This window comes from Corynebacterium glutamicum ATCC 13032 (assembly GCF_000011325.1).
In the GTDB taxonomy this organism is placed as follows: Bacteria; Actinomycetota; Actinomycetes; order Mycobacteriales; family Mycobacteriaceae; genus Corynebacterium; species Corynebacterium glutamicum.
In genome coordinates, this window is the sequence record NC_003450.3 from 2683557 (window position 1) to 2698146 (window position 14590).

Sequence of the window (14590 nt, forward strand, 5' to 3'; positions counted from 1 at the left end):
CCACAAACTAAAGAAAAAAAGAATATCCGGTACTAACCAGTCTAGCCCTCAATTACGCGCTTGACCTGCTAATGAACACGCACCGCGGTACGTCCGTGAAGCTTGCCAGCCATCAAATCTTCGCCAGCTTGAGCAACATCCTTGACATCAATCACAGTGGTCATATCATCTAGCACCGCGGTATCAAGATGCTCGGACAGCAACGCCCACGCACGTCGACGCAGCTCACGGGGTGCATCGACAGAGTTAATGCCAACCAAATGCACGCCACGAAGAATAAACGGCAACACCGTTCCCGGCAGATCCGGCCCCTGAGCCATGCCACACGCCGTGACAATTCCGCCCCATTTTGTCTGAGCAATCGCATTGACAAGTGTGTGGGATCCCACTGAATCCACTACACCCGCCCAACGCCCCTTCTGCAGCGGCCGGCCCTTTTCAGAAAGCTCCGCGCGATCAATGATGTCGCTTGCGCCCAGGCTGGTCAGGTATTCGGCATGCGCTTCTCGACGCCCCGTCACCGCGACCGTCGTATATCCCAACTTATTCAGCAGGTGAAGTGCAATCGAACCCACACCACCAGTCGAACCAGTTACCAGAATCTCCCCATCCTCCGGTTTGATACCTTGATCGACCAGAGCATTCACCGATAGCGCAGCCGTGAAACCTGCAGTACCCAACGCACCCACCTGCTGCGCGGAGAAGTTAAATGGAATATGCAGCAACGGTTCAGACGGCACTTTCAGCCGCTGCGTGAAACCTCCATGCCGGTTCTCCCCCAAACCAGCGCCATTCAGCACCACTTCATCACCACGACCAAAGCGAGGATCAGCGCTCTCGATCACAGTGCCCACCACATCGATACCTGGAATCAGTGGCACAGTACGCACCACTCCCTTATCACCCTTCAGAGCCATTGCGTCCTTGTAATTCAAGCTGGACCAACCAACCTCAATTAGAACGTCACCTTCCCCCAAAAATGATGGATCAGAGAACGTGTCCTGGTAGGAGGTGGTGAAATTTCCATCCTCATCCTGGCTGAGAACAACACTATTGATTGGACCTTCAGAAAATATGTGAGCTGGAGTCATAGCCCCCGAGTGTAATGAAAAATGTCCATCCGGGGCATGGAATTTGGGGTTTGGAATTTGGGGTGGAAGCTTCCGGAAGACAAGGTGCTTAATGGGAGGATTGGCACACATTTCCAACCCTCGACACACAGATAACCAAACACTAACAAAAATCTTTTACACATAGAAGAGTTCTATGACTTGATCCACAATGTGATGCAAATCATTGACCCTCACCCCGGACCAAGCGCTTAATGAAGGCAAGCCAAACTTAACTAGTAGATAGGATTGCAATGACCGAATCGCAAGATCTCGCCGCATTCGTGGAAGCTGCCAAACTCAATGATGCAAGCCCCGAAGCCGTAGAGCAATTGAAAATCAGAGTGCTAGACACCGTAGGCGTTGCCATTGGCGCACTGGATGCCGAACCGATTGTCGCCATTCGAGGACTCCTGGAAGACCTCGGGGGAACCGAACAGTCAACACTTATTGGTGGTGGCAAAACCAGTCCGGAACGTGCAGCATTTTTCAACAGCGCATTAAGCCGCTACCTCGACTTCATGGACGCCTACCTAGCAAAGGGCGAAACCAACCACCCCTCGGATAACTTCGGAGCAGTGCTCGCTGCAGCCGAAAGCGTTGGCGCCTCTGGAAAAGACCTGCTCACCGCATTCGCCGTGGCCTACCAGGTACACACCAGACTTTCAGATGTCGCACCAGTTCGCGCCAAAGGTTTCGATCACACCACCCAAGGAGCATTCGCAGCGGGCGCATCTGCTGCCAAGGCACTGGGTTTGCCAGCTGATCAAATCGCCAACGCACTGGCCATCGCAGGAACAGCCAATGTTGCACTTCGTGTCACTCGCACTGGAAACTTGAGCCACTGGAAAGGCCTTGCCTACCCACACGTGTCCAAAGAAGGAACCTGGGCAGCACTGCTCGCAAGCCGAGGTATTACCGGTCCGGAAGAAGTCTTCGAAGGCAACAAGGGATTCAAAGAGTCCGTCTCCGGACCGTTCGAGATCGATTGGTCCAAGGAAGACTTGGAAAGCGTTAAGCGCACCATCATCAAGAAACACAACGCGGAAATTCACTCGCAGTCAGCGCTTGATGCAGCCCAAGAAATACGCGCACAAGAAGGCTTCAATGTGGACAACATTGAAAAGATTCACCTGACTACTTTCGACGTTGCCTACTCCATCATTGGCGGCGGCGAAGAAGGCGACAAACAGCTTATTCGCACCAAAGAAGAAGCCGATCACTCACTGCCGTGGATGCTCGCTGTAGTTCTGCTGGATGGTCAGCTCAATCCCGAACAGTACGAACCATCACGCATCGTTGCTGATGATGTACAAACCTTGATGAAGAAAATCGAAATCACACCGTCAGATGAATTCTCTGATCGCTTCCCTGACCACATGCCAGCTGATCTAGAAGTCACACTAAACGATGGCTCGGTGTTCAAAGCTTCACAAGATAGCTACTTAGGCTTCCACGACAATCCCCTAGATTGGGACAACGCGCGCAAGAAATTCGATGCCCTTGTCACACCATTCACCGGTGAAGAACTACGTGAAGAAATCGCCACGATCATTCACGAGCTCGATAGCCGACAGGTTTCTGAACTCACAGAAGCCCTGGCCAAAGTCTCCACCACCCGCAGCTAAAACTTTTTGAAAGGAGCTCATCATGAGCAACGCAGTACCCCACAACGTTTCCTTCAACTTTGTTCCCCGCGCTTACCGTCCAGAAAAGCCCCGCACATTCGGCATGACAGAAATTCGTGCACCGTACTACTCCACTTTCGGCACCCGACACCTCCAGGATGTCTTCGATGTTGCAGGCCAGTGGGTGGACGGCATCAAATGGGCAGGCGGTTCCTTCTCCCTGGTGCCGACCGAACAGGTGCGTGCTTTTAGCGACATCGCCCATGAAAACAATGCCTATGTGTCTTCCGGTGGCTGGATTGAAACTGTGCTTCGCTACGGCGACGACGCAGTTGATCATTACTTAAAGGAAGCCAAGGAAGTCGGCTTCGATGTTATTGAGATTTCCACCGGATTCATCATGCTCAACACTTCAGGTCTTCAGCGCCTGGTAGAAAAAGTGGTCAAGGCAGGCCTCAAAGCAAAACCTGAACTAGGACTACAGATTGGTTCCGGAGGCGACTCTGGTGAGGCTGAACTTGCAGCCGAAGGAAAGAAAGACATTGGCGATCTGGTTGACCGCGGTAAAAAAGCTCTCGACGCCGGCGCATCCATCATCATGATCGAATCCGAAGGCATCACCGAAAACGTCACCGAATGGGATACAGGCGCTGCCGCGTCCATCATCAATGGACTGGGATTAGAAAACGTCATGTTCGAAGCCGCCGACGGCCCCGTCTTTGAGTGGTATGTCAAAAACTACGGCAACGAATGCAACCTGTTCGTCGACCACAGTCAAATTCTGCAACTTGAAGGGCTGCGCCAAAACATCTGGGGCAACAAGAGCACCTGGGGACGAGTAATCAACCCTGCGCCTTAAATACCAGGTCAGGGAGGGCACGAGGCTACTTTCCAATGGAAAAAGCCGCTGATTTTTATCAGCGGCTTTATTTTTGTGGAGCTAACGGGATTCGAACCCGTGACCCCCACACTGCCAGTGTGGTGCGCTACCAGCTGCGCCATAGCCCCGTTTTTCAACTCCTGTTACTCTAGCCGAGCGATGTTCAAATAACCAAATCGCCCACATCGATACACGAATTAAAGCAAAAATCCCCCTGACCACCCACAATATGTGGACGATCAGGGGGATTTATTTTCCTTCTAGATCAGTTCTTTAAGAAGCTAGAACAGTGGTGATCCAGTCGGAGATGTTGCCTTCAACATCCTTGCCGTCCTGGAGGACGCGTGGTGAGGACAGGCTGCCGGTTTCTTCAGTGAGTTCTTCACCGTTTGCGGTTGCCAGGTCGTATGCGCGCTGGATGTTGTCGCCGTTTCGGATTGCGTCTACTACGGAGGAGTCTGCGCCAAGGGCTTCAACGCCGTCTGCGAAGTCATCATCGGACCACTGGTTGTAGATCTCGGACTGATCTTCCATGAGGAATGCGCGGAAGTTCCAGTAGAGGGTTGCGTCGTTGGAGTCTGCCACTGCAAGGGCTGCTGCCAATGCGTGGGTGGAGTGGCCGTCGATGTTTTCGCGGTCAAGGAAGTTCAGTGGCTTGATTTCGACGACCAGGTTGCCGTCTTCGATCTGAGTCTTCATGTCAGCGTCGGTGGCGAGGGAGAGCTCGGAGCAGTGAGAGCAGGAGAAGTCTTCAAAAAGCTGCACGGACTTTGCGTCGGCGGAGGTGTTTGCGGAGGTCAGCGTGATGGAGTCGGAGCCTACTTCCATTGCCAAAGAGGTGTCTTCGTAGTCGCGGTCACCAAGCTTGGCTGCTTTTGAGCCCTGGCCTTGGATGACGATGAAGCCGACGACGACGATTGCAACGACGACGATCGCCACCATTGCCCAGAGGAAGTTCTTGCTTCCACCTTGGTTCGGATTCTGAACTTTGTTGCTCACTTGTTGCCTTACTTTGATCTGTTTTGTTTTCTTGAATTCTCGCAGGGGGCGATCATTCCAAAAATCCAACGCTACCTACCGTTGTGTGCAGCATCGGCTACTTCTTCGACCTTAAACCATGTGCACTTTATTTGACACGTCCACTAGTTGCGCGAGACGAGATTCACAGGAGATCTTTCTATCTCCTGTGAAACTTGTCAGCAAGTCCGCAGTTTTACTGTCCGAGTACTTCGCTGACCAACGCTTGGGCTTCCTTCTGAACCTGGGCGAGGTGCTCTTCGCCCTTGAAGGATTCTGCGTAGATCTTGTACTTGTCTTCGGTGCCGGATGGGCGTGCTGCGAACCAGGCGTTTTCGGTGGTCACTTTTAGTCCTCCGATGGCTGCGCCATTGCCGGGAGCTTCGGTGAGCTTAGCGGTGATTGCTTCGCCGGCTAGTTCGGTGGCGGTGACCTGTTCTGGGGACAGTGCCTTCAGGATGGCCTTTTGTTCTCGGTTGGCTTCTGCATCGGTGCGGGCGTAGGCAGGTGCACCGAATTCTTCGGCGAGTTCTGCGTAGCGCTGTGATGGGGTCTTGCCGGTTACTGCAATGATCTCAGCTGCCAGGAGGTCAAGGATGAGGCCGTCCTTGTCGGTGGACCAGGTGGTGCCGTCCATGCGGAGGAAGGATGCACCTGCGGATTCTTCACCACCGAATCCGATTTCGCCGGAGATCAAACCTGGGACAAACCACTTGAATCCGACTGGAACCTCAACGAGGGTGCGGCCAAGCTGCGCCACAACGCGGTCGATCATGGAGGAGCTGACCAGGGTTTTGCCCACTGCGGTATCTGCGGACCAACCTGGGCGGTGAGCAAAGAGGTACTCAATTGCTACTGCGAGGTAGTGGTTGGGGTTCATCAAGCCAGCGTCTGGGGTGACGATGCCGTGGCGGTCGGCGTCGGCGTCGTTGCCGGTTGCCACATCGAACTTGTCTCGGTTGTCAATCAGCGATGCCATTGCGTGTGGGCTGGAGCAGTCCATGCGGATCTTGCCGTCGGTGTCCAATGTCATGAAGCGGAAGGTGGAATCAACGTGTGGGTTGACCACGGTGAGGTTGAGGCCATGGGTTTCTGCGATGGCACCCCAGTAATCCACGGATGCGCCACCCATTGGGTCTGCGCCGATTCGAACACCAGCTTCGCGGATGGCATCGATGTTGACCACGTTTGGCAGGTCAGCGATGTAAATGCCCTTGAAGTCGTAGGCAGTGGTGCGCTCGTCGAGGACACCGGAAACTGGAACTCGCTTCACGTCTGCAAGGTCGCCGCGCAGAATATCGTTGGCGCGGTTGGCGATCCAGTCGGTGGCGTCGGTATCTGCAGGGCCACCGTTGGCTGGGTTGTATTTGAATCCGCCATCACGAGGAGGGTTGTGGGATGGGGTGATCACGATGCCGTCGGCGTAGGGGCGGGAGGGTCCTGCGGTGCCAAGGATGATGCCATCGTTGTGTCGTAGGATCGCGTGGGACACTGCGGGCGTCGGGGTGTAGCGGCCGTCGGCGTCGACAAGCACTTCGACGTCGTTGGCAATGAGGACCTCAAGCGCGCTGATCATCGCTGGTTCGGACAGCGCGTGCGTATCGCGGCCGATAAACAGCGGGCCGACCCAGTTTTTTGGCTGCTGGTTGCGGTAGTCGACGATCGCCTGGGTGGTTGCCAGGATGTGGTCCTCGTTGAAAGCGCTGTCCAGCGCGGAGCCACGGTGTCCGGAGGTGCCGAAAGCGACCTGCTGATCAGGGTTGTTCACGTCCGGCTTGCGGGTGAAATATGCGGTGACCAGTTCCGCAACATCGATGAGATCTTCTGGTTGGGCGAGTTGCCCGGCGCGTTCATGTGCCATGTTTGCTCCTTAAAACACCAATACTTTCTCTTCATCTTCCCCTCAAAAGCAATTGTGCGCACGAGATACGGCAAAATTCACGGAGTAGGGTGGCTTAACATGCAGAAACTCATCCAAGGGCTAGGTGTCGGCGCGGGTGCCGCGTTGGGGGTGTGCGTGCGCCTTGCGCTGACGTTGTGGCTCGGCGATTCCGCCTGGCCGATCCTGACCATCAACGTGCTGGGAGCGTTTCTGATGGGCTGGTTGCGCCCCAACGCGTTCTGGGGCACAGGTTTCCTGGGCGGCTTCACCACCTTTTCGGCCATGATGCTTAACGACGTCTCCTTCTATTTCTTCACCGCTGTGGGCTGCATTCTCGCCTGGTTAGCTGGGGATCGGTTGGCGCGATGATCTTTCTTTATGCAGCTCTCGGCGGTTTTTTCGGAGGCTTTCTGCGGTGGAGCCTTGCCCAATTATTCCCCGGAAAAAGGGCCACCCTGGCGGCGAATACCCTGGCGTGTCTTGCTGGTGGATTTTTTGTGTCGTTGGATCTTCCCCATCTCTATACGGTTTTGTTGATCGCTGGTTTCTGCGGCGCCCTTTCCACCTGGTCCACCTTGGCTAAAGAACTTGGCCAGCTATTGAATGAAAAGAAGTGGTGGCCGATGCTTGGCTATCTCAGCCTGACTTTTACACTTGGATATTCTGCTGTTTTTCTCGGGATGCGGCTCTAGAATTGTAGAATGAATCGTTCAACAATTTCCCCAGTTGAAGCCCGCCAGCAATTCCGCGCAGGCCTTATCCAACCCACCTCCGGCTGGTCCGCGGGTTTTGCCCAAGCCAACCTCATTTCCATGCCCCAGGATCTGGCTTATGATTTCCTGCTTTTTGCTCAACGCAACCCCAAGCCCTGCCCCATCTTGGAAGTATTAAATGCTGGCGAAACCTTCGGCGGAATTTTCGGCTCAAACGCCACCGAAGCAGACATCCGCACCGACGCGCCCCAATACCGCATTTACGCACACGGCGAACTTATCGATTCCCCCGCCAGCGCCGTCGATTATTGGCGCGACGACCTCGTCAGTTTCATCATCGGCTGCTCCTTTACTTTTGAACATCCCATGGTCCAAGCAGGCGTTCCCGTCCGCCACCTCGAGGCCGGCCGCAACGTCCCCATGTATGAAACCTCACTTGCCTGCCGACCAGCCGGTTCCCTATCAGGAAACCTCGTGGTGTCACTGCGCATGATCCCCGCATCCCAAGTCGCGGATGCCGTCCGCATTACCTCCCGCTACCCCGCGGTTCACGGAGCACCAGTCCACATCGGCGATCCTTCACTGATCGGAATCGATGACATCAACAACCCTGATTTCGGCGATGCCCCGCTGTCCGAACCAAGCGACGTCCCCGTGTTTTGGGCCTGCGGAGTTACCCCTCAAGCAATGGTCATGTCCTCCAAGCCACCGCTGGCGATCACTCACGCACCCGGACACATGCTGATCACCGACGCCCCAGATCTGGGATTCCAGGTTCCTTAAACCTGGATCCACCGATGTGATTTGGGTGTAACGGCGTGGGAAAATAGGAAATGCCCTCCTGAACAGGAAGAATCAAGCTTAGTTAGAGTCCTTCTTCCCCTGCCAGAAAGGCACCTCACAGGTGCAATTATTACACACCCCCGCAGCCATATCCATTTCCTTCGACGACCCCAACCTCATCTCTACCGCAGGGCTGGTCCCGACCATGGCCCTGGCCGAGGACCGGTTAACAGTACCAACCGACAAAGGTGCTAACCCAGGTGCCAAAATCACGACCCTCATTGCGGGGATGGTCGCCGGTGCCGACTCCATCGACGATATCGATGCACTCCGCCACGGCGGTATGCACCGACTCTTTGACTGGATCTACGCCCCCTCCACGTTGGGGTCGTTCCTCCGGGCCTTTACCTTCGGGCATGTCCGCCAACTCGACGCTGTGGCCTCCCGGTTCCTGGTGGGTCTGGCAACACAGGCCCCGGCCCTGGTCCCGGTTGATGCTTCTACCAGTGATTACGTCTTCATCGATGTTGATGACACCATCATTAAGGTCCACGGACATCAGAAACAAGGCGCTGGTTTTGGTTACTCCGGTATCCGTGGACTCAACGCCCTGCTGGCCACAGTGACCACACCAGAGTCAGCACCAGTGGTCGTGGCCCAACGATTACGGAAAGGATCGTGCGGTTCCCCGCGGGGTGCAGGCCGGTTGATTGCTGATGCGGTGGCTACCACCCGGCGTTTGCCGGGGATGGAGGATGAGAAGATCCTTCTACGCGCGGATTCTGCCTTTTATGGCCATCCCAGTATCAGTGCTGCGATCAAGGCAGGGGCGGATGTGTCTGTCACGGTGCGGATGACCCCGAATGTCAAGAAAGCGATCGCCCAGGTCCCTGATGATGCGTGGCAGACAATTAAGTACACCAACGCGATCTTCGACGAGGACACCGGGCGCTGGATCTCGGTGGCCGAGGTCGCCGAGATACCGTTCACCGCATTTACCTCCCGGAAGAAAACCGACCACATCCCCGGACTGCTGGTGGTACGCCGGATACCGGAGCTGAATAACAAGGATGTGGATCAGCCGGGGTTGTTTGATCTACACCGCTTCCATGCGGTGTTCACCACCGCCGACCCAGGCATCCTCGATACTGTTGCTGCGGATAAAACCCACCGTCAACACGCAATCATCGAACAAGTCAACGCGGACGTAAAGGCCAGTGCGTTGGCGCATATGCCATCAGGTGTATTCACCGCCAACAGCGCCTGGTTGGTGTGTGCGGTCATGGCGTTCAACCTCACCCGCACAGCCGGTGTGATCGCTGCAGGCGCGATGGCCAGGGCCACCACCGCAACGATCCGGCGGAAACTTGTGGCCGTTCCGGCCAGGATTGCACGCAGCGCCCGGAGATTGATTCTTCACTTGCCACGGAACTGGCGGTGGGAAACCCAGTGGTCAAGATTGTGTGATCACGGCCGTTTACCACCGTAACCGGTAGCTCCCTGACTACCTAAGCCGAGCTTTCGGCGTGAGATGACAACAATTCGTGGAACAACCAGACGACGACGTGATCTGGGGCTTACTCCTACCCGAAAACTCCAGACCCGCCCAGAACCGGAATCAGGACATCACCGAGGGCACGTCGGTGGATCCAGGCTTATTCACAAGCACTCATGATTTTCCAGGGGTAAGATCAGGCAGTTCCCATTGTTTACCTACCAAGGAATACCTAAATGAAACTTTTTCATAGGGCTGCAAGCGTCGTAGCCGCAGCGCTATTAGGTACAGGTGCTATTGCGCCTGTGGTTCAGAGTCAACCTGATCAGACAGTCACCCTTGATCATCAAGAGGCCTACATCCAAGAATTTCACCGCGGGGGCGATAGACCACCTATAGTCGATGGTGTCGGTGGTTATTCAGATGAAGAAGTCGCACAGATCCATGAAGCGATCCGACAAGCTTACGTTTCTGGTGAACCACACGATGAGCTAGTTCCTGGTGAGATGTGGTCAGACAAGATTGACCTGCCTGCAACGATCGACAAGGCAGCTGCTGATGAAGCTGAGATAAAGATCGCGCAGCAACAATCAGGGTCGCAGGCCAGGGCTCTTGCTGCACAGTGCCAGTTTTTCTGGCCGTCTCCTTACCAAGTGTGTGGGGCCATCTTGGAACGGTATAACCAACAAGGTGGGCCGTTGAGTTGGATGCTATTGCCAATTGAGAATCAAGCGCTTAACCCTGATGGACAGGGATATCGTCAGCGATTTATGTCCGGATTTATTTATTGGCATCCCACTACTGGTGCGCATGCAGTTAATAACTACAGTGCGCAAATATGGGAGCGTCATGGGTGGGAGTCTGGCTGGATGGGGTACCCCATCGGTGGTGAAGTCCCTGTTTCGGGGTCGAATCTCATTGACGGTGAGATCAATGGTTGGGTGCAAACGTTCCAAGGTGGGCGGGTCTATCGTACCCCGATGCTTGAGGGGTTCCAGATTGCCAGTATTAACGGCATGATTTTAAATAGATGGTTGGCTATTGGCGGGCCGGATAGCGCTCTTGGTTTTCCCATTGCCGATGAAGCTGTTGCATCCGATGGTGTGGGTCGATTTAGTGTTTTCCAGAATGGTGTACTTTACTGGCACCCTAATCACGGAGCATGGGAAATGACCGGATTTATTGAAGAAGTATGGAAAATGCGAGGTGGCTTGGATTCTCAATGGGGTTATCCCACATCCGCCCCGGTGTTAGATTCAGATGCCCCAGTGGAAATTGCCCAAAACTTTTCTGGAGGCGTTTTCGACCTAGCAACCGAGATCGAGGATGCTGGTTTTAGTCCGATCGAGGATAAGGAGATGAGCAACTTGATACTTGAATATTTTGGTTATTTAGGATTCGATTTCCCTGGAAGCTCTTCTCGAGAGTTGGTGCAAGACCATTCTAAATCAGACTTGATGACTCTTAGGGCTAGTAGATGTGCGCTCAAGGATTCTTCTCAGGCAAGTTTCGGTGGGGTGACGATTCCTAGCCACTATGACTACTGGGGATGTCTTGACAAGTCCGACCGACCCGACCCTGATGCTTATGGGCGCCATGACTACTGCACTCTTTCGCCTGATTCGTATGGTCCCCTAGGGAAGAAGGCTGAGTTTAGTGGGGCTTGTGCAAGACACGATCTGTGTATGGATGCCGTTGATGCGAATGGCACGGGGTATGCTCCGTGCCACCCGGCTTTTTATACGTGGATGAGCACAGTTTGTACTACCAACTATGCTGAGGATGCTAATTTCAAGAAGGGCTGTGTGAATACCGCGAAGGCCTACTATAAGGCAGTCCAATTAAAGAACCCGAATTAGAAATATGCGTGATTATACGATTTTCGTAATCAGACTACTATTACTATATTTAATAGTATTTATCGCTTTTTGGATTTGGTCTCCGATAACTTCTGAATCGTACCTTGAAGCTGTGGTGATGGCCTTCGCGGTGTCTTTGATTACCGCGTTGGTGACAAGTGCAGTTACGTACCTAGCTTCGCTAAAAGTGATAGCATTCGTCGGCTTTCTTGGTTTCGTCAGTTTAATAGTTGGTGTCTATTTCTGGATTACTGTTCCAGACGGGATTTTGGACGTCTTCTTTGTGCTTTTTGGCAGCGGTATCTTTCTATCCGAAGTGTTAATTAGCCTGAAGCGCTACTCGCGCTCGTCAAGTTTTTGAGACAGCTTGATTGACTTTTCTTCTTACGCTGCTGCTAGTGTCCTGCGCCGTTAATTCGTTTTAAGTATCGGGCGATAGAGGAAAGGATCTCCTCCGCGGTTTTGGTCCAGATAAACGGCTTAGGATCCTCGTTCCATGCTTTCACCCAGTTGCGTAAATCTTTCTCCAGGGCCTGGACACTCCGATGATCAGAACGCTGGAGTAACTCCCGGGTCACCTCAGCGAACAACCGTTCAACCTGGTTGATCCAGGACGAATACGTCGGGGTGAAGTGCATGTGAAACCGTGGATGCTTGACCAACCAGGTATTGATGGTCGGGTGTTTATGCGTGGCGTAGTTGTCACAAATAACATGAACATCAAGGTCCTGGGGAACAGTCTTGTCGATCTTGACCAGGAACTTCTTAAACCTGGATCCACCGATGTGATTCAGGTGTAACGGCGTGGGAAAATAGGAAATGCCCTCCTGAACTGGAAGAATCAAGCTTGCTTAGAGTCCTGATTCACCTGCCAGAAAGGCACCTCACAGGTGCAATTATTACACAACCCCACAGCGATGTCCGCATCCTTTGATGACCCCAACCTCATCTCGCTTGCTGGACTGGTTCCAACCATGCACTTAGCCGATGCTGCCAGCCTGTCCACCTTGGCCCAGGACCGGTTGAGCATCACCGGTGATAAAGGTGCCAATGCTGGTGCGAAGATCGCCTCCCTAGTCGCGGGCATGGTCGCCGGTGCTGATTCCATCGATGACATGGATGTACTCCGCCACGGAGGTATGCGCCGACTTTTCGACCGGATCTACGCCCCATCCACATTGGGGTCTTTTCTGCGGGCCTTCACTTTCGGCCACGTACGCCAACTCGATGCTGTGGCCTCCCGATTCCTGGTCAACCTGGCCAGGCAGGCACCACACCTGGTGCCACCACCACCGGCAGGCAGTGGCGGTAACGGGTATGTGTTCGTTGATGTTGATGACACCATCATTGAAGTCCACGGCCACACCAAACAAGGTGCCGGCTTTGGTTACTCCGGTATCCGTGGACTCAACGCCTTGCTGGCCACGGTCACCACCGCACAGTCCGCCCCCATCATTGTGGGCCAACGATTGCGGAAAGGATCGTGTGGTTCCCCACGAGGGGCCCACCGCCTGATCGCCGATGCGATGACCACCACCAGGCGCCTGCCCGGGATGGAGGATAAGAAAATCCTCGTCCGGGCAGATTCGGCGTATTATGGTCATCCCAGTGTCAGTGTGGCCCTAAGGTCCGGTGCGGATGTGTCCGTCACGGTGCGGATGACCCCGAACGTCAAGAAAGCGATCGTCGCGATCCCGGAAGATGCGTGGCAGACGATTCAGTACACCGATGCGATCTTCGATGAGGCATCACAATCGTGGATCTCCTTAGCCCAGGTCGCCGAAGTGCCTTTCACCGCGTTTACCTCCCGGAAGAAGGCCGACCATGTTCCCGGACGCTTGGTGGTACGCCGGATTCCTGAGCTGAATAAGAAGGATGTGTATCAGCCGGGCTTGTTTGATCTTCACCGCTTCCATGCGGTCTTCACCACCGCCGACCCAGGCGTGCTGGATACTGTTGCTGCGGATAAAACCCACCGTCAGCACGCGATCATTGAACAGGTCAACGCAGACTTGAAGGCAAGCGCGTTGGCGCATCTGCCGTCGGGGACGTTCACCGCCAACAGTGCCTGGCTCGTATGCGCGGTCATGGCGTTTAATCTCACCCGTGCCACCGGGGTTATCGCTGCAGGCGGGATGGCCAAGGCCACCACCGCGACGATCCGGCGGACACTGATGGCCGTTCCAGCCCGGGTCGCCCGCAGGTCCCGCCGACTGGTGCTCCACCTTCCCGAGGGGTGGACGTGGCAACCACAGTGGCAGAAACTGTTTGATCACGGCCATTCACCACCGTAACCGGTAGCTCCCTGACCACCCAGCCGAGCTTTCGGCGTGAGATGACAACAATTCGTGGAACAACCAGAACAAGACGTGATCTGGCGATCACCCCTACCCGAAAATTCCGGACCCGCCCGGAACCGGGATCAGGACATCACCGAGGGCACATCGGTGGATCGAGGTTAAAGGAGAACGGTTAATAAAACGATGAGTACTGGCACCGCGAAGATCAAAACCGCGAAGATCTTGCCCCACGTATGGGCAATGTTAAACGTGTAATTCATCCCCATCCCGGTGTCCACTAAGATCCGATTATCGTCCGGATCGTTGTAGAAAATCCCCCACGTCTTTCCATCTTGGTCAGGCATGGGGTATTTCTTTGCCAAACTCGTGGTTGTTTTTCCAATCAGAACCAACAGGACAATCGTGGCAGCAATAATTCCAATAAGCCCGATGATAAATCCACCAGGCAGAGGGTTTGGGCGGAACTCATTGAGGATCATCACCAAAATCAAAGCGTTGAGCACAAACATGTACCAACCCATGTGCATGCTTGTTGCCTTGTAGGTTTCCCACTGCCGGTGCGCTTCATTCGCCGATTTCGCCCCACCGCGTTGCGTGATCACTCCAGACTGCATGGTCAGCAACGCCTGCATACCCGACAGGGTCAGCAAAATAATGCCTGGCCCTATCAAAATCAGTGAAAGAAACGAACCCACCGATTTAGGCGTCCAATTATCCGCCTCCCCGGATCCATTCCAATGCACCGGCATAGGATCTGGCAACGACGGGTAATACACATACAAACCAATACCCGCCAACACCACTGTCGTGGCAACAGTTGCCAGCACCCATGTCCAGTTGAAGGGCAGCTTTGGTAGGTTCGGTAAATCGTTCACGATGCACACCTTAGCAATGAGAAAGTGCCTCCACCCCAGGTTGGGTGAA

12 protein-coding genes, 1 tRNA gene and 1 pseudogene are annotated in these 14590 nt (G+C 54.4%); 8 read left to right on the forward strand and 6 right to left on the reverse strand.

The window, feature by feature from the left end; translation table 11 throughout:
• Positions 1–68: 68 nt before the first annotated feature.
• The gene (locus CGL_RS12605; protein ID WP_011015197.1) at positions 69–1091 is read right to left on the reverse strand and encodes an MDR family oxidoreductase; all 1023 of its coding nucleotides are present in this window, start codon (positions 1089–1091) and stop codon (positions 69–71) included.
• A gap of 272 nt (positions 1092–1363) precedes the next feature.
• On the opposite strand from CGL_RS12605, the gene CGL_RS12610 reads away from it, so the two are divergent.
• Positions 1364–2737 carry an MmgE/PrpD family protein gene (locus CGL_RS12610; protein WP_003860267.1) on the forward strand — a complete coding sequence of 458 codons (1374 nt, stop codon included), beginning with the start codon at positions 1364–1366 and terminating at the stop codon, positions 2735–2737.
• Between the two features lie 22 nt (positions 2738–2759).
• Complete coding sequence (locus CGL_RS12615; RefSeq protein ID WP_003860265.1) at positions 2760–3596, forward strand: phosphosulfolactate synthase; 837 nt, start codon at positions 2760–2762, stop codon at positions 3594–3596.
• 76 nt (positions 3597–3672) lie between these two features.
• Here the strand turns inward: CGL_RS12615 and CGL_RS12620 are convergent.
• The 3 genes from CGL_RS12620 to pgm all read right to left on the reverse strand — a co-directional run bounded on the left by CGL_RS12620 (position 3673) and on the right by pgm (position 6495).
• Positions 3673–3745 (reverse strand) — tRNA-Ala (locus tag CGL_RS12620).
• Between the two features lie 145 nt (positions 3746–3890).
• The gene (locus CGL_RS12625; RefSeq protein WP_011265962.1) at positions 3891–4616 is read right to left on the reverse strand and encodes a DsbA family protein; all 726 of its coding nucleotides are present in this window, start codon (positions 4614–4616) and stop codon (positions 3891–3893) included.
• 214 nt (positions 4617–4830) lie between these two features.
• Positions 4831–6495 (reverse strand): phosphoglucomutase (alpha-D-glucose-1,6-bisphosphate-dependent), encoded by a 1665-nt coding sequence (gene pgm / locus CGL_RS12630; RefSeq protein ID WP_011015199.1) that lies wholly within the window; start codon positions 6493–6495, stop codon positions 4831–4833.
• A gap of 99 nt (positions 6496–6594) precedes the next feature.
• Here pgm and CGL_RS12635 point away from each other — a divergent pair, with 99 nt between their 5' ends.
• The 5 genes from CGL_RS12635 to CGL_RS12660 all read left to right on the forward strand — a co-directional run bounded on the left by CGL_RS12635 (position 6595) and on the right by CGL_RS12660 (position 11366).
• Entirely contained in the window at positions 6595–6885 is a 291-nt protein-coding gene (locus tag CGL_RS12635) for a fluoride efflux transporter family protein (RefSeq protein ID WP_011015200.1), read from the forward strand.
• A complete protein-coding gene (locus CGL_RS12640; RefSeq protein WP_003860253.1) occupies positions 6882–7208 on the forward strand; it encodes a fluoride efflux transporter FluC in 327 nt (108 codons plus the stop codon). The genes CGL_RS12635 and CGL_RS12640 overlap by 4 nt, the downstream gene beginning before the upstream one ends.
• Before the next feature lie 9 nt (positions 7209–7217).
• Positions 7218–8012: a putative hydro-lyase gene (locus tag CGL_RS12645; RefSeq protein WP_011015201.1), complete on the forward strand. Its 795-nt coding sequence runs from the start codon at positions 7218–7220 to the stop codon at positions 8010–8012.
• Positions 8013–8133: 121 nt separating this feature from the next.
• Positions 8134–9501 (forward strand): IS1380-like element ISCgl4 family transposase, encoded by a 1368-nt coding sequence (locus CGL_RS12655; protein ID WP_011015202.1) that lies wholly within the window; start codon positions 8134–8136, stop codon positions 9499–9501.
• Positions 9502–9743: 242 nt separating this feature from the next.
• The gene (locus tag CGL_RS12660) at positions 9744–11366 is read left to right on the forward strand and encodes an LGFP repeat-containing protein (RefSeq protein WP_011015203.1); all 1623 of its coding nucleotides are present in this window, start codon (positions 9744–9746) and stop codon (positions 11364–11366) included.
• 395 nt (positions 11367–11761) lie between these two features.
• Here the strand turns inward: CGL_RS12660 and CGL_RS12670 are convergent.
• Positions 11762–12136: pseudogene (locus CGL_RS12670) on the reverse strand (IS630 family transposase); the annotation flags it as partial.
• A 120-nt stretch (positions 12137–12256) separates the two neighbouring features.
• On the opposite strand from CGL_RS12670, the gene CGL_RS12675 reads away from it, so the two are divergent.
• On the forward strand, positions 12257–13660 hold the full coding sequence (locus CGL_RS12675; RefSeq protein WP_010991835.1) for an IS1380-like element IS1677 family transposase: 1404 nt from the start codon (positions 12257–12259) through the stop codon (positions 13658–13660).
• A 164-nt stretch (positions 13661–13824) separates the two neighbouring features.
• On the opposite strand, the gene CGL_RS12680 is transcribed toward CGL_RS12675, so the two are convergent.
• Positions 13825–14541 carry a DUF1648 domain-containing protein gene (locus tag CGL_RS12680; protein ID WP_011265963.1) on the reverse strand — a complete coding sequence of 239 codons (717 nt, stop codon included), beginning with the start codon at positions 14539–14541 and terminating at the stop codon, positions 13825–13827.
• Positions 14542–14590 lie beyond the last annotated feature (49 nt).